This window comes from Neptuniibacter sp. QD34_54, assembly GCF_047778055.1.
Taxonomy (GTDB): domain Bacteria; phylum Pseudomonadota; class Gammaproteobacteria; order Pseudomonadales; family Balneatricaceae; genus Neptuniibacter.
Genome location: NZ_CP180546.1, coordinates 1,582,042 through 1,597,186 on the forward strand (window position 1 = coordinate 1,582,042; position 15,145 = coordinate 1,597,186).

Sequence of the window (15,145 nt, forward strand, 5' to 3'; positions counted from 1 at the left end):
AATCCATCGAGTTAAAGGGAATTTGTATGACTCAATCTGGCGATCAAACTACAAACGGCACTAGCAACTTTGCGTTTATGCAGTCGGCACTCTTAGCCGCACAGCAAGTGGGTAATGCCCAGCGTTTTATCGAGTTGGGGCAGGAGTTGCTAAGCCGGGCGCAGAGCGCTGAGGCCAGTGTGAAAACCGATCCGCGTATTGCCGGGTTTTATGCTCGTAATACGCTGGAGTTGATGGTTGAGGCAGTGTTTGATCTGGATAACTGGCTGCAACGCCCCGGTTATGACAAAACCTTGATGTCGCTGATCCATGATAAGGACTTTAAGCACAACCTGAGTCATGGTCTGTTCCCCAAACTCAAGCTAATTATCAAACTGGGTAATGAAGCCGTACACGGTAAGAGCGCTTTTGCCCAACGCGATGCGCTACAGGCGGTAAAAGAGCTACATCATGTTCTATATTGGTTTGTTCGCACTTATACCCCGGGTTTAGATCGCCAGCAGTTTGTTGTCGCTGAGTTTGATATTGCGCTGATTCCAGAACAGATTGTTATTGATGCTAAGGTGGCGGCAAAAGCGCTTAGTAGTATTAAGCAGGTTCAAGGGTTAGAGAAACAGCTGGCCGAGCAGGATTCACAAACCCGTGAAGCCCGAGAGCAAGCCCTAAAAGAAAACGCTGAGCTGAAGGCTCAGAATCAGGCCCTACTACAGCAGATTGAACAAGCAAAACAGGCCGCAGAGCAGGTACAGGACAGCCACGATTATAATGAGCAGGAAACCCGTGATTACCTGATTGATGTTTTGCTTAATGAGGCCGGTTGGCCCCTGAAAGCCGGGCGTGATCGCGAATATCCAGTCAGTGGTATGCCGATCTCTCAAGCGAACCCTAAAGGTAATGGCTTTGTTGATTATGTGCTTTGGGACGATGATGGCAAACCTATGGCGGTGGTTGAGGCTAAACGTACCCACCGCCGTGCCGAAGATGGCCAACAGCAGGCGAAACTCTACGCCGATTGTTTAGAGCAAGCCTTTGGCGTACGCCCGATAATCTTCTTTACCAATGGTTATGAAACCTACCTTTGGGATGACTACCGTTACCCGCCAAGGCAAGTGCAGGGCTTTTATACCGCTGCAGAGCTGGCGTTAATGATTAAACGTCGGCATGAGCGGCAACCGTTCTTTGCCGATCAAAACGGCGCAGCCCAGAGCCTCACCGCCAAGATTGATGATGCTATTACCAATCGCCATTATCAGAAAGCCGCCATCACCCATATTCTGCAAGACTTCGAGCAGGAGTGCCGCCGTAAAGCGCTGTTGGTGATGGCAACCGGTACGGGTAAAACCCGAACCGTGATCAGTTTGGTGGATCTATTGGTGCGCCACGGCTGGGTTAAGAATGTGCTCTTTCTTGCTGACCGGAATGCGCTGCTAACCCAAGCGAAAAAGAACTTTGTAAAACTGCTGCCACGGATTAGTTGTTCGATCTTAAGCTCTGGTCAGAGCAAAGGTCAGGTCGATAGCCGTTTATTTTTCTCTACCTATCCCACCATGAAAAATCTGCTGGACCGTGCCGCCGATGAGCGCCCGTTTGGGGTGGGGCATTTTGATTTAGTAGTCGTGGATGAGGCGCACCGCTCTGTTTATGCCAAATACCGCCAGATCTTTGAATATTTTGACGGCCTGCTGGTGGGCCTGACCGCAACGCCGAAAGATGAGGTGGAGAAAAACACCTACGACATCTTTGACCTACGCAATGGTTTACCTACCTATGCCTACGAAGATGAAGTGGCTTATGCCGAGGGCTTCTTGGTACCGCCGACAAAAATTACTGTGCCAACTAAGTTTTTGCGTAAAGGCATTAAGTATAAAGAGCTGTCGAAACAGGAACAGGAAGAGTGGGAGAAAAAAGCCGAACTCAAAGACCGTGATGAGGTATTGCCAGCCGAACTGAACAAGTTCCTGTTTAACGTCGATACCGCTGAAAAGATGTTTGCCCAATTGATGAGCAAAGATGCGCTGGGAGGTATTCATGTTGAAGGCGGAGATGTGATTGGTAAAACCATCATCTTTGCCGCCAATAATGACCATGCGCTATTTCTGGAAAAAGTGTTTAACGCCAATTATCCCAAATGGGCCGGTAAGCTTGCGCGGGTAATTACCTTTAAAGAAACCTACGCGCAAAGCTTGATCGATGAGTTTACAGGGGATGAAAACAACCCCGTAAGTTTTGACCCGAAAAATCCAACCTGTCGTATCGCCATCTCGGTAGATATGCTCGATACCGGTATTGATGTGCCGGATGTGGTCAATTTGGTGTTCTTTAAAGTTATTCGCTCCAAAGTTAAGTTCACTCAGATGATGGGCCGTGGTACGCGTTTAAGCCCGAACTTGTTTGGTCCGGGCGTAGATAAGCAAACCTTTAGAGTGTTTGATTACTGCCAAAACTTTGAGTTTTTTGATCAAAACCCAGAAGGTTTACCCGCCAATGTAGCGCGTTCTATCGGCCAACTAGTTTTTGAAAAGCGCGTACTGTTAAGTACTTTGCTAGACAAGCGGATCAGCGATGAAACTTATGCTGATGAATACCCTGAGGATGTTGAGCGACTAACAGGATTGAAAACATACCAATTGGACCTGTTACACCATCAGGTCAGTGGTATGAATTTAGATAACTTTATCGTGCGCCCGGTGCGTAAGCATGTAGAGCCTTTTTTACAGCGTGATTACTGGAACCGCATAGATGATGAAAAGTTCACGCAACTGGAAACCTATCTATCAACACTGCCGACCGAAGCAGAGCCGTTTAATGAGGTAGAGCAAGACAATCATCTAGCGAACCGCTTTGATAATACTCTGTTGACTTTGCAGCTCGACCTTTTAGAAAAAGGGGCTTTGAACGAAGGTGTTCGGCAAAAGGTAATGGAGATTGCCCAGCAGTTGGAAGGCAAAAGTGATGTGCCGAAAGTGCGCGCTGAGCTGCTGTTGATTCAGGAGCTGCAAACGCTAGAGTTTTGGCAGGATATACATCTTGTCACACTGGAAGATGTGCGTTGTCGTTTACGTAACCTGATGTTCGCTTTAGATAAAGAAGAGAAAGCGGTGGTGTACACCAACTTTGAAGATGAAGTAACCGGTGTTAAAGATGTGACTGGTACTTATTCATCACCGAGTATTGATTTAGTACAGTACCGCAAGAAAACCGAACTTTATATCAAAGAACACCAAGATCAACTCACTATCCAGAAACTGAAGCGTAATAAACCAATTACACAAGCTGACTTGGATGTACTGGAAGGTCTGCTGTTGGATGCCAGCGGTATGAGCGATGTTGTCGAATACCGTGAGAAAGTTTTAGAAGATAAACCGCTGGGTACCTTTATTCGTGAACTAGTTGGCTTGGATATGAATGCTGCCAAAGAAGCGTTTAGCGACTTTCTTGATGAGGGTGTATATAACGCTCAGCAGATCAACTTTGTGAATAAGGTAATCGACTACCTAATGCATAATGGTGTATTGGAAATTGAGCATATCTTTGAACCACCGTTTACCGATGAACATCATGAAGGTGCTTTTGGGTTTTTTGATCCTGATAAGGTAACTGAACTGTTTGGGCGTATTCGTGAGGTCAATGCCAATGCTGATGCGGAAGGGGCGGCGTAGCTAGCCAAGTAGAGATGGATTTCATTTTTATAGCTAAAATTATTTCTGGAATAAACGGATCTATTTCTCTACTTAAAGAGCTATGGAAACTAGTTACATTCAGTCGTTCAAAGCTTAAAAAGCAAGCAGACTACTTGCCTGAAATATCTGATTCGGTTGCTGCTCGATTTATTCAGCTTTTCGAAGCCCATGGCGTACATCGAAACCAGATTCCGGAGTTTTTTGGGCATGATCTCACTATTGCAGATGTCCAGTCTGAAGAAGCGCTAGTTGAGAAGCTCACTCCCGTTATTTTATCGGACGCTGCCAAACTATTTAGCATCAACTCTGAATGGCTTCCGCTTGGTCATGGTGATGTTTATCCAAAATATCACTTTTATAAGCAGCCTGAAAAGTTTGGAAAATTTATTACGCAGCTGCCCTCAAATTACGATGTGCATCATTTTGAGTGTTCTATTTTTCGTTCGAATAAAAGAACGACCTCTGGATATGATGCTTTAATGATTGTGAAAACCCCAATCGGGGAATTGGGTAATCGCTTTATTTACGCTTATCACTTATGTCCGGGGTGGATGACGCATTATTGGATTTCAGCCGCCGATTTAGCTTGTTGCATCTCATCATCTGCACAAAAGGGAGTCTATCCCCATGGCTGTATTGTTGAAGATAGTTGGTTAGCTGAATTTATGAATTGTCAAAGGCTGCCAAGTTACGATTTTGAATCTGAAATTCTGGCTTACCCATACAAAGGTCAGTGGAATCCTGGCGAGTTTTCCGACACCGCTCAAGAGTTTATAAAGCCATTAGAGATTAACCAAGACAATTTCAGTATCCCTTCGGCTTTGGATCGTTGGTGGAGATATTATGATCGAGGGTTGATCTATGTGTATTCGGATGATGTAAATGCTCGTGTTGGTGAGGAGTTTCAAGCGATGGCTGAAGTGTACGGGCTTGAATTGCAGCTTGAGTCATTAGCCAATTCTAGTTAGACATTTAACAGGTCAAACCCTTCTTTTGGTTTACTGGTTTATTTGCATTGGTTTTGTGAATTAATTTTCTAGCGCTGCAGGCTCTTTCCGAGGTGCTAGACGGTAACCAATGCTCTTTCATTATATAATTCTCACCTAAGTAGGGCGGTAATGCGTTTTTTTTAATGCATTAGTCCGGTTATCTGGTGTTAATGCGTGGTTTTTAATGCATTGTTGCGGGATTTGATTTAATTTGTAGGTGTTTTGCTATAATGCCTTATATTTAAGGCCTTAATGCCAGTTTTTATCTATTATGCATTATTTTGGAGGCGTTATGGGTTCTGTATATGCTCAATCAGATGAGGCGATCGCTAAGATGCTTGCTGGGCGTATCAAGCAGCGTCGGCTTGAACTCAATTTAACACAAGAGGCAGTAGCAGAAGAGGCGGGAATTTCGCGCTCAGCCTACCAAAGCCTGGAACTTCATGGGACCGGAAAGATTACATCATTGATTGGTGTACTTCGAGCTCTGAATGCATTGGATGAATTTGAGCAGCTAGTCCCTGATCGTCCTCATAGTCCTATTGCGATTTTAAAAGCTCAAGGGCAGAAGCGTTTGCGTGCAAGTCAGGAAAAAGTCGGTGTTATGGAAATACCAGGCAGTAGGTTTTCTGGCTTATCGAGAATCAAGGTACCAAATAATAAGTCTAATACAAATGAGGATTCAGATTGGTGAGTATTCCTTATGCTGAAATCCATATGTGGGGTCGTATGGTTGGCGCACTTACTTATGATCCTGAGAAGCGGATCGGTGCATTTGAATATGCGGAGGAATGGTTGCGCACAGGTATTGCTATAGACCCAATTAACTTAGCTGCAGCCTCTGGTGCGGTATATCAGTTTCCGTCTCTGGATTATGAAACCTACAAAGGTTTGCCTGCTGTGTTTGCCGACACTTTACCTGATGATTTTGGTAATGCTGTAATAAATGCTTGGTTGGCCCGCGAGGGTAGGGCTCCGGATACTTTTACTGCACTTGACCGTTTGTTATATACCCATACGCGGGGTATGGGAGCGCTAGAGTATCATCCAGGCACGCGGAAAAAGGTTGTACCGGATACCAATATTGAGCTCTTTAGTCTTGTCAAAATGGCGCAGGAGGTTCTTGATCAACGTAAAGGGTTAAATGAAAATCTCGCTGAAAACGGTGCTGAAGCGTTGGCAGAGCTCCTGCTGGTGGGTACATCTGCTGGTGGCGCTAGGCCAAAGGCGGTTATAGCGATTAATGCAGATCGTACCATTATTCGTTCTGGGCAAGCTGATATTCCTAAAGGCTTCGAGCACTTTTTGCTTAAGTTCGACGGAGTAACAGAGGGTAAAGTTGATTCTGAACTATTTGGCGACCCCTTTGGGTTTGGTCGAATGGAATATACTTATTATGAGATGGCTCGGACTGTCGGCATAGATATCTCACATAGTGAGCTTCTGCTTGAGGGGCCTCGGGCGCATTTTATGACACAGCGCTTTGACCGTAATGGGAATGAGAAGCTACATTACCTCTCCTTGTGTGCTATAGCCCATAAAAGCTATAAACAACCTGGTTTATACAGTTATGAAGAGCTTTTTATGCTTATGCGCGAATTGCAATTGCCACGATATGATGCAGAACAGTTAGTGAGACGGATGGTTTTTAATGTCGTGATGCGTAACCAGGATGATCATACAAAGAACTTTGGTTTTCTCTTGCCTCGACCAGTTGGCTCCCAGAAAATTCAATGGCGTTTAGCCCCTGCTTTTGATGTTGCCTACAGCTATAAGAAAGATTCACCATGGGTTAGTCAGCATCAGATGTCCATTAATGGCAAGCGTGATGAATTCACAATAGATGATCTTATTGCTGCTTCTCCTTCTAAGCTTAAAGCCGTGGCCATAGATGCGCTAGAGCAAACACTTGCTATTGCCAATCAGTGGCGGGAGTATGCAAAACGAAACGAGGTGCCTACATTACTTACAGAGGAAATTGCAGGTAACTTACGATTGAAATGGTAATTGTTATCGAGGTCATGTTACCGGGAGCAAGACCACCCATTTCCCTGCGTGTGCCTTACTTAACCCGAAATAGGAACCATCGTTCCTATTTCGGAAATCATTTATTGTTTTTACTATCCAATCCAAAAAGGCTTACTAGCTTCCGCATAAGCCTGCTCTCTTCTTAATCCTATATCCTTCAATTGCTCATCACTTAACTCAATCAACGCTTTTCGGGTGCGATAGTTCTGCTGCCACTGATTGAGAATACACGCCAATTTACGCAAATTTATTGCCGGAAGAGGATAACTATTTCTTATCTCTTTTGATGGCTGGTAGTTTTCGCATACTTGAATGCTCATCTGTTTATCCTCCGTTTATGCTTAATTTGTAGGTATTATTGGCCTTGGGTTGCTATAGTGACAAACGATATAAATTTCTGTTCAGTTAACTAAAACTTAAGTGATATGGATCGTTTACCTCCTCTTAAAGCGTTGCGTGTTTTTCTGGTGGCTGCTGAGCATGGCAGTTTTAAAGTGGCGGCTGAAAAGTTGTTTGTGACGCAGGCTGCAGTCAGTCAGCAGATACGTTTGTTGGAAGACTACTTCGCAAAGCCTCTATTTATTCGTCTGAATCGTGAGGTGCGTTTATCTCCTGATGGTGTTTCTTTGCTGCCTTATATCCAGCAGGCGTTTAAGGCGATTGAGGAGGGGAGTCGTGCGCTTTCGGTCGATCCTTCACCTAATCAGCTTAAGATCACTTCGCTACCTTCATTTGCTGCGCGGTGGCTGATACCTAGGCTGGGTTCATTTCAGCAGGCTTATCCTGAGTTCAATTGCCTCGTTTCTACTTCATGTGATCTACATGACTTTTCGGATGATAGTCAGGATCTGGCGATTCGTTTCGCAGAGGGTGGCAATACGCAATTGATGGAGAAAGTTCTGACTGAGGATTACATCGTATCAGTCTGTCACCCTGATCTTTTGAAGACAAAAGAGGGGGGTGATGTGAACCTTGGCAACTTGCCCTTGTTGATTGATGACTCACCCGAACTTAAACAGGTTAATGCTGGATTTGTGCGAGAGATGGGAGGCAAAAATCAGGTCGTTCTGCAGTTGTTGGATTCTAGCCTTCAGGTGGATGCTGCATTGAATGGCCAGGGTGTTGCCCCAATTCGTTATAGCCTAGTGTACGAGTACATAGAACGCGGTCATTTAGTTTGCCCGCTTAAATGTTACTGGAATTCGCCTTATGCCAACTATCTGGTTGCGCCTGAAGCTAATTTTGATCGCCCGAAAGTGATGGCTTTTACCAATTGGATTATGGAAGAGGTTAGAGCCGTTGAAGCGCATTGGCAGGTGTTTAAGGATACATCCAATTTTTCACTTATGGATGACTAAGGTAAATGTGTTTATTCACCCTCTAAAGTTTCATACTGGGGTATCGGAAAAAGTCCATTTAGTTCTCGACGGTTCCCAAATTAGGAACTATAGTTCCCATATTGGGAATTTATGGGTTGTTTTTGATGTTAGCTTCGACGATTGGATCTGCGCTGTTTACTAAGGCGCAACAGAATGTATTAGGTTTGCTATACGGCAACCCTGAGAAAAGCTTTTATCTCAATGAAATTGCTAGAAAAACTGCAATGGGTAAAGGTGCACTAACACGTGAGTTAACAAAGTTAACAGAGGCGGGAATACTCACAGTTACCAAGTTAGGTAATCAGAACCATTATCAAGCAAATAGCAGTTGCCCGATTTATGGTGAATTGAAGCAGATTGTTATTAAAACCTTTGGTATTAAAGGTGTGCTTCAGCAAGGGATATCTGGTCTTTTAGAGAACGTCGAACAAGCCTTTATCTATGGTTCTGTCGCTAAAGGTGAAGAGCATGCCGAGAGCGATATTGATTTAATGCTGGTGGGTAATGGTTTAAGTTATAGCGAGGTAATGGAAGGATTGGAGCCTCTTGAAGAGCAATTGAACCGCCAGATAAATCCAACCATTTATACACCAGAAGAGTTTTCTCAACGCTTAGGTGAGGGACAAAACTTTGTTTCTAAGGTTATGTCACAATCTAGGATCGATCTACTGCAAGGATAGCAGGGGAGTTCTATGAAGGAACTGGATAATTTAGTCAAAATTAACAAGCTTAATTTCGAACCGCCAGATAAAAAGGAATTTGAAGGCATGGTTCGCGCAGGTAAAACCAAACTTAATGATGCTCAAATCGAAGGCCTAAGTGAAGATAGCCAGTTCTCATTAGCTTATAGCGCAGCGCATGCATTCGCCTTAGCTGCTTTAAGGTGGCATGGCTACAGATCCGATAGCCGTTACTTAGTTTTTCAGTGCTTGGGCCATACTTTAGGGCTAAGCAAGGCAAAATGGCGGGTTTTAGATAAATGCCATAACACACGAAACCTTGCAGAGTACGAAGGACATCTTGAGATCAATCCACAGCTGCTTTCCGAGTTAATTAGTATTACTAAGGAGCTTGAAGTTCTCTTGGCGAATTTGCCAGCATTAGAATAAGAGTTGTTTCTCACACGCAAAGTCCCAAAATGGGACTTTTGGTTCCATTTTTGGGACTTTTGCTATTAGTAACTCCTATGAAACAAGCCCAAGTGCTGTTGCTATACCTCACTAGATTCTGAAGTGAGGATCTAATGAATATGATAGAAACTTTGTGTGGTTATTTAGGATCTGTCAGATATAGCGAGATCACCTGTTTACAGAAAAATACTCTGCTATACTCGCGCCATTGTAGTTAGTGATTAAGAGGCCTTATTTATGTCGAATCGTCTGGTGATTCTGGATACTGAAACCACAGGTATGAACCAGGAAAGTGGTCCGCATTTCCAAGGGCATCGGATTATTGAGATAGGCTGTGTTGAGGTAATCAACCGTAAGCTGACCGGCAAAACCTTTCACGTCTACATCAACCCAGAGATGCCTATTGACCCTGAGGCGATCGCGGTCCACGGTATCACTGATGAGCAGGTTAAAGACTGCCCTAAATTTGCTGAAATCGCTCAGGAGTTTGCCGAGTTTCTCGACGGCTCAGAGATGATTGCGCACAACGCGCCCTTCGACGTCGGGTTTATGGATCATGAATTCGGTATGTTGGGTTCGGGTTGGAAGAGCACAGAAGAGCTCTGTAAAGTCACTGACTCCCTCAAGATCGCTAAAGATAAATTCCCGGGTCAGAAGAACAACCTCGATGCCTTATGTCGCCGCTTAGGTATTGATAACTCCCATCGTGAGTTACACGGCGCCTTATTGGATGCCGAAATTCTTGCCGATGTTTACCTGTTAATGACGGGTGGTCAAACCTCTTTGAGGTTATCAGACGATGAGGCGGGTGGTGATGCAGGGCAAATCAGAAGACATGCAGATGCACTACAAGGCTTACCTTTGGTCACCTTAACAGATGAAGAGCTAGCCGAGCACGAAGCTTTCCTAAATATGCTTGATAAGAAAGCTGGCGGTAGCTGCACTTGGCGTCAGGAATTGGTTGAGGCGGAGTAATGATGCTTTCGCCTCTCGTTGCCCCTACTACTATTTTATACAATAGGTTAGCTATGGTTTTTCAAGATCCTGACCGCTAAAGTGGGCAAAATCGTGTTGCTTACACGGTTTAGATAGAGATAAAAATTTCAAGGATGGTAGATGTGTGAATTAAAAAGGATTTTACGCCTAACACTAATTAGTTGTTTGCTATTTAGTTCTAATCTTGCCTATTCAGGCGTTAAAGAATACCCCATCTTAAAGGTCGATTACGGCCCTTCAACTACTTTTAAGACCGGTACTGTCGGTAAGATCAATATTCCGTTAGACGAACTTACCAATGCAAAAATCGCAGTCTTGGATGGGTTAGTAATCATTTTCGATGATGGTTCTAATCTATCAATGGAAACGCTCACCGATATAGCTCTTGGATTCCAAGGCGTTGATATGCGCACTTGGCCAAAGTACCTCTTAGGAATACAAAACGCTGGTCCTGAACCTGAGGACTACAAATCCGAGCTGCAACAATCTAAAGAGCACATTATTGACACTGAAGTATCAGCTTACGAGATAAGAACATTTCCTACCGAACAGGGAATCGGTTACTGGGCTATTGGCCCCAAAAAATCAGTAATCGTATTTACTTCATCTGTCATAGAAGACCAGGTAGCGCTCTTATTTGCTGAAAATATGGATGAGCAGCAAATTAAAAAAATCATAATTAATGGCACGCTAAGATAAAGATATTACGTGAATGCCTAACCCTGTGATTGAAAGGTATGTGCTTGTAGAGCGATTATTATTTTAAATCGGTTGTCGTTTGACAACTTGATAGTGCATTTCTAAACTTAGCATACGGAGAGACAGGGATGTCTCGTAAGAAACACTCCAAAAAAGAAGTGGAAGCCGCATTAGTTTATGCGGAAAAGAATGGTTGGCGTATTGAAGTTGGTGGAAGCCATGCTTGGGGTAAAATTTACTGTCCTTATAATGACAAAGAATGTCGTTGTGGTGAGTTTTGTATCGTTAGTATTTGGAGCACCCCAAAAAGCCCGCAAAACCATGCTAAGCAGATCAAACGAGTCGTTGATAACTGTGCTGTGAAAAAAGCATGTGATGAGGAATAAAAGCATGCGTGATTATGAATTTACCTTGAAGTTTGCATTGCCAGACGCTGACATTGATCCGAGTACTTATGTTGAGCAATTAGGTGCAGCAGGGTGCGATGATGCATTAATTGGGTTAGGTCAGAGTGGGCGTATCGCTTTACAATTCACCCGAGAAGCGAAAAGTGCTTCTGAGGCTGTGATCACCGCGATAGAAGATGTGAAGTCTGTGATTCCAAACGCTCAGCTATTTGAGGCGACACCTGATATGGTCGGGGTTTCGGATATTGCTGAAATCATAGGGGTATCTCGGCAAAATATTAGAAAGCTGGTAATGAATCATGGCTACACCTTTCCTGTCCCTGTTTATGCAGGTAGTTCTTCTTTATGGCACCTTTCTACCGTTCTTGATTGGTTTGAGACCGAGCAAAACAAAACTATTGAACCGACGATAAAAGAGATCGCTTTTACAAATATGCAGGTTAATTTAGTTAAGGAAAGCCATAAGCTTGATCCTATCTATTCTTCAAAGTTATCTGTTCTCAATCTGTAGAGCCTATCTGCAGCTCCGTTTACCGTTATTTATGAATTAGGCCGCCACATATCATAGACATCATGGTTTGATACAGAGCAGATAATGTAAAGAAACATGGATTTCTTAGCATATTAGATTAGCTGTTCTGTTGTGGTCATATTTGTATTCGGTATTATGTTTTGAATAATGTGATCATTCATTCTTTTTTAGGCCAAGGATATTTTGCAAACACTCGTAAAGCCTGCAGAATCTCTTATCGATTTTTCGGATCAACCTGACTTTGTTGCAACATTGTGTAAGCAGGTTAGCCACCTACCTTATATTTCAGATCGGATATACCATGCTTCGGTTTCTGTTGATCGACAGGATTTGATTGCCTTTCTTTCCAATAATACTTCTCACCAGCAAATGTTTTGGCGTGAGCGAGATCAGGATCGTGTGCTTGCAGGCCTTGGTGCCGCTGTGGAGGTAATTACAGATTCACCATCTGATGCGATTGCTGAAGTTAAAGGTTTCTCGTCCATAATTTATAGCCAATCTGAGAAAGCGTATCAGCCTTTTTTCTTTGGCGGATTTTCATTCTCTGAAGCAGATGAAAGTGATATATGGCAAGAATTTCCATCCAGTTATTTTGTTTTACCGCAGATCTGTTTGAGTGAAACTCAGGGTGAATATCACCTACATATTCACCTGCCATGTAACGGCGAGGCTGAATGGAATACTGCACAAAACGATCTGATCAGGTTGTTACTTGCATTGGATTGGGATCGATCCATACCAGAACCTAGTGAGGAAGGTCTGCAGTTTCAAAAATGCTCTAGTATCGGTAAAGCCCAATGGCATGATCTCTGTGATCAAGTGCAGAGTGAGATTGTTCATCAGTCTATTGAAAAAGTTGTTCTCGCCAGAGATGTAGTCGTATCACTTGATGGTTCAATGAATGTTCATCATTTATTGAACCGTTGGTTGACGGTAAATTCAGATACTTATTCGTTTATGCTGCAAAGAGGCGATAAGTATCTTTTGGGGTGTTCACCTGAGCGTCTTTATAAAAGAGAAGGGCAGCAACTTAGCACAGAATCATTGGCTGGAACGGTTGGGCGAGGAGACGATTTAGCGGGTGATGATCTGTTAGCTCAAAAGCTAATCAATGGCTCTCAGTTTCAGAATGAACATGGGTTGGTCAGCCGATTTATACAGCAGCAGCTTGAAGGTGTTTGTAACACGGTTGATTTTGAACCTACTCAAGTTATGAAATTGGAAAAAGTTCAGCATCTTTACCAAAAGGTGACTGCTGAACTTAACTGTAATATTGATGATGCTGAATTGATAAATCTGCTCCACCCGACACCTGCTGTATCGGGTTATCCTAGAAATGCCGCCTTGAATTTCCTCTCTTTAAATGAGCCCCTAGCGCGTGGTTGGTATAGCGGAGGGATTGGAATCGCCAGTTATAGTGATGAGAGGGAGTTTGTTGATTTTGCTGTCGTGATTAGATCTGCGCTACTGGAGAATAACCGTTTACACTGTTTTTCTGGTGTCGGTTTGGTTGAAGGCTCCGATTCAGAATCGGAATGGCAGGAGCTGGATTCAAAAATTAACTCTCTTCTCGATGTGGTTTATGGAACAGCACAACACTAATCTGACAAATCTATGGGCCGCTGCTGTTCTAGAACAGTTAGTTCAGTTGGGCGTCGAGGACATCTGTATTGCTCCTGGCTCTAGGAGTGCACCTTTAGTAATTGCGGCTGCCAAGCTTTCCCTTTCTCAAACCAATAATGGGGAGCAGGGACAGCTGAGATTACACACGCATCTTGATGAGCGAGGCTTAGGTTTTTTCGCACTAGGTCTTGTAAAAGCACGGTTAAAGCCAGTCATCGTGATTACTACATCTGGGACTGCGGTTGCCAATTTATATCCTGCAGTTATCGAAGCATTTCAAACATCGCAGCCGTTGATAGTGCTCTCTGCTGATAGGCCTGAAGAGTTGCTAAATTGTGGCGCGAATCAGGCGATTAATCAGAAAGGAATATTTGCGGATAATGTTGTCGAATTTTGTCAGATTGATGCGTTAGATTCTGAAGCAGAGATTTCAGAAAACCTGACATCAATTGTCAGGGCTTACCAGAAAGCAACTATGTCAGGCCCTGTGCAGATTAATTGTGCCTTTAGGGAACCGCTTTATCCAACAGATGATGTGGATCTGTTAGATACAGACAAATACCTTCAGGTTTTTGATCAGGCGAGATCACCTACCTCCTCAAAGTTTGAGGCTGAGACTATCCAACCAAGTGGAAAAACGCTTCTTGTCGCCGGTGATTTAACCTCTTCGCAAGCACAGCATGTTTTGGCATTGGCCGAACGGTTTGATACCCCAATTCTTGCTGACATAAACAGCAATTTGCCGAAGCATCGATTGGTTATTCAAAGTGTTGAATTGGTGCTTGAAGCTCAGCCTGACCTTCTTGCTGAATACGACTCGGTGATTCAGTTTGGTGGGCGGCTTGTCGGCAAGCGCTTGTTGAATTGGCTATCTGAAAGCCATTTTGAAAACTATCTTTTGGTATCACCACAGGCGTTAGCACTCGACCCCTCTAAAACGGCCACCCAGATTTGCATAGATATAGATACGTACTGTCAGGGCGCAGTTATAACCAAATCAGATCATGCTCAATTGTTGCAAAAGAGCGGTCAGATACTGGAGAAAGCACGAACCTTTGTGCGTTCACTCTCATTCGGTGAACTGAAAGCTGCGCAGACTCTATGTGATGTTCTGGATGATAGCGTAGATCTCTTTGTCGGTAATAGCTTAAGCATTCGTTTGATGGATCTGCAGTCTAATCGAGATTTCTCTGTATTCAGTAACCGAGGGACGAGTGGGATTGATGGGCTGTTGGCCACAGCTTGTGGTGTACAGCAGGGGCGAGGGAGACCTATGGTGGTTTTGTTAGGTGATACCTCGCTGTTGCATGATCTAAACAGTTTGATGATCGCACGCCGTCATATCAGTGCCTATCCGCTTATATTGATCGTGTTGAACAATGATGGTGGCAGCATATTTAATTTGCTGCCTGCGGCAAATTTAGGTGATATTCAGCGGGATTTTTTCCAGCTGCCGCATGGTCTGGAGTTTGACAATATCGCTAAAAGTTTTGATATTCCTCATTATTCACCGAGCACCGAAGCGCAATTTACACAGCAGCTTACTGAGTTATTCAAACAGAATGGAGTGGCAATGATCGAGTTACAAGTTCCTCCCACTGAGAGTAGTCAGCAAATAAAAGCACTCTATGAGTTTTCAAGAAATCATGGCGCAGCTTCTGATTCGACAGGCTAATAATTAG

At 43.8% G+C, this 15,145-nt stretch carries 14 protein-coding genes; 13 read left to right on the forward strand and 1 reads right to left on the reverse strand.

The annotated features are described in order from the left end of the window. The first annotated feature begins 26 nt into the window (after positions 1 to 26). From ACMXYP_RS07295 to ACMXYP_RS07310, 4 genes are all read left to right on the forward strand, one after another. Complete coding sequence (locus ACMXYP_RS07295; RefSeq protein ID WP_415884351.1) at positions 27 to 3,659, forward strand: DEAD/DEAH box helicase family protein; 3,633 nt, start codon at positions 27 to 29, stop codon at positions 3,657 to 3,659. Positions 3,660 to 3,673: 14 nt separating this feature from the next. Beyond that, the gene (locus ACMXYP_RS07300) at positions 3,674 to 4,648 is read left to right on the forward strand and encodes a hypothetical protein (RefSeq protein WP_415884352.1); all 975 of its coding nucleotides are present in this window, start codon (positions 3,674 to 3,676) and stop codon (positions 4,646 to 4,648) included. Between the two features lie 313 nt (positions 4,649 to 4,961). Further along, positions 4,962 to 5,363 carry a helix-turn-helix domain-containing protein gene (locus tag ACMXYP_RS07305; RefSeq protein WP_415884353.1) on the forward strand — a complete coding sequence of 134 codons (402 nt, stop codon included), beginning with the start codon at positions 4,962 to 4,964 and terminating at the stop codon, positions 5,361 to 5,363. After that, positions 5,360 to 6,676 (forward strand): type II toxin-antitoxin system HipA family toxin, encoded by a 1,317-nt coding sequence (locus ACMXYP_RS07310; protein WP_415884354.1) that lies wholly within the window; start codon positions 5,360 to 5,362, stop codon positions 6,674 to 6,676. Before ACMXYP_RS07305 ends, ACMXYP_RS07310 begins: the two co-directional genes overlap by 4 nt. A 113-nt stretch (positions 6,677 to 6,789) precedes the next feature. On the opposite strand, the gene ACMXYP_RS07315 is transcribed toward ACMXYP_RS07310, so the two are convergent. Continuing rightward, positions 6,790 to 7,017, reverse strand: coding sequence for a DUF1127 domain-containing protein (locus ACMXYP_RS07315; protein ID WP_415884355.1), 228 nt, complete (start codon positions 7,015 to 7,017; stop codon positions 6,790 to 6,792). A gap of 105 nt (positions 7,018 to 7,122) precedes the next feature. Here ACMXYP_RS07315 and ACMXYP_RS07320 point away from each other — a divergent pair, with 105 nt between their 5' ends. The 9 genes from ACMXYP_RS07320 to menD all read left to right on the forward strand — a co-directional run bounded on the left by ACMXYP_RS07320 (position 7,123) and on the right by menD (position 15,138). Further along, positions 7,123 to 8,055, forward strand: coding sequence for a LysR family transcriptional regulator (locus tag ACMXYP_RS07320; RefSeq protein WP_415884356.1), 933 nt, complete (start codon positions 7,123 to 7,125; stop codon positions 8,053 to 8,055). Between the two features lie 125 nt (positions 8,056 to 8,180). Then, positions 8,181 to 8,756, forward strand: a complete 576-nt coding sequence (locus ACMXYP_RS07325; protein ID WP_415884357.1) for a nucleotidyltransferase domain-containing protein — start codon at positions 8,181 to 8,183, stop codon at positions 8,754 to 8,756. 12 nt (positions 8,757 to 8,768) lie between these two features. Beyond that, positions 8,769 to 9,185 (forward strand): hypothetical protein, encoded by a 417-nt coding sequence (locus ACMXYP_RS07330; protein WP_415884358.1) that lies wholly within the window; start codon positions 8,769 to 8,771, stop codon positions 9,183 to 9,185. 258 nt (positions 9,186 to 9,443) lie between these two features. Then, positions 9,444 to 10,181 (forward strand): DNA polymerase III subunit epsilon, encoded by a 738-nt coding sequence (dnaQ, locus tag ACMXYP_RS07335; RefSeq protein WP_415884359.1) that lies wholly within the window; start codon positions 9,444 to 9,446, stop codon positions 10,179 to 10,181. Positions 10,182 to 10,322: 141 nt separating this feature from the next. Next, positions 10,323 to 10,901, forward strand: coding sequence for a hypothetical protein (locus tag ACMXYP_RS07340; protein ID WP_415884360.1), 579 nt, complete (start codon positions 10,323 to 10,325; stop codon positions 10,899 to 10,901). 128 nt (positions 10,902 to 11,029) lie between these two features. Then, positions 11,030 to 11,287 (forward strand): hypothetical protein, encoded by a 258-nt coding sequence (locus tag ACMXYP_RS07345; protein ID WP_415884361.1) that lies wholly within the window; start codon positions 11,030 to 11,032, stop codon positions 11,285 to 11,287. A gap of 4 nt (positions 11,288 to 11,291) precedes the next feature. Further along, complete coding sequence (locus ACMXYP_RS07350) at positions 11,292 to 11,819, forward strand: helix-turn-helix transcriptional regulator (RefSeq protein ID WP_415884362.1); 528 nt, start codon at positions 11,292 to 11,294, stop codon at positions 11,817 to 11,819. 204 nt (positions 11,820 to 12,023) lie between these two features. After that, positions 12,024 to 13,442, forward strand: coding sequence for an isochorismate synthase (locus ACMXYP_RS07355; protein WP_415884363.1), 1,419 nt, complete (start codon positions 12,024 to 12,026; stop codon positions 13,440 to 13,442). Further along, entirely contained in the window at positions 13,423 to 15,138 is a 1,716-nt protein-coding gene (gene menD, locus ACMXYP_RS07360; RefSeq protein WP_415884364.1) for a 2-succinyl-5-enolpyruvyl-6-hydroxy-3-cyclohexene-1-carboxylic-acid synthase, read from the forward strand. Before ACMXYP_RS07355 ends, menD begins: the two co-directional genes overlap by 20 nt. Positions 15,139 to 15,145 lie beyond the last annotated feature (7 nt).

Excerpts from the sequence above, each read along its gene's own strand:
- ACMXYP_RS07295 (WP_415884351.1), top strand. The coding sequence starts at position 27 with ATGACTCAATCTGGCGATCAAACTACAAACGGCACTAGCAACTTTGCG.
- ACMXYP_RS07300 (WP_415884352.1), top strand. The coding sequence starts at position 3,674 with ATGGATTTCATTTTTATAGCTAAAATTATTTCTGGAATAAACGGATCT.
- ACMXYP_RS07305 (WP_415884353.1), top strand. The coding sequence starts at position 4,962 with ATGGGTTCTGTATATGCTCAATCAGATGAGGCGATCGCTAAGATGCTT.
- ACMXYP_RS07315 (WP_415884355.1), bottom strand. The coding sequence starts at position 7,017 with ATGAGCATTCAAGTATGCGAAAACTACCAGCCATCAAAAGAGATAAGA.
- ACMXYP_RS07320 (WP_415884356.1), top strand. The coding sequence starts at position 7,123 with ATGGATCGTTTACCTCCTCTTAAAGCGTTGCGTGTTTTTCTGGTGGCT.
- ACMXYP_RS07325 (WP_415884357.1), top strand. The coding sequence starts at position 8,181 with ATGTTAGCTTCGACGATTGGATCTGCGCTGTTTACTAAGGCGCAACAG.
- ACMXYP_RS07330 (WP_415884358.1), top strand. The coding sequence starts at position 8,769 with ATGAAGGAACTGGATAATTTAGTCAAAATTAACAAGCTTAATTTCGAA.
- dnaQ (WP_415884359.1), top strand. The coding sequence starts at position 9,444 with ATGTCGAATCGTCTGGTGATTCTGGATACTGAAACCACAGGTATGAAC.
- ACMXYP_RS07340 (WP_415884360.1), top strand. The coding sequence starts at position 10,323 with ATGTGTGAATTAAAAAGGATTTTACGCCTAACACTAATTAGTTGTTTG.
- ACMXYP_RS07345 (WP_415884361.1), top strand. The coding sequence starts at position 11,030 with ATGTCTCGTAAGAAACACTCCAAAAAAGAAGTGGAAGCCGCATTAGTT.
- ACMXYP_RS07350 (WP_415884362.1), top strand. The coding sequence starts at position 11,292 with ATGCGTGATTATGAATTTACCTTGAAGTTTGCATTGCCAGACGCTGAC.
- menD (WP_415884364.1), top strand. The coding sequence starts at position 13,423 with ATGGAACAGCACAACACTAATCTGACAAATCTATGGGCCGCTGCTGTT.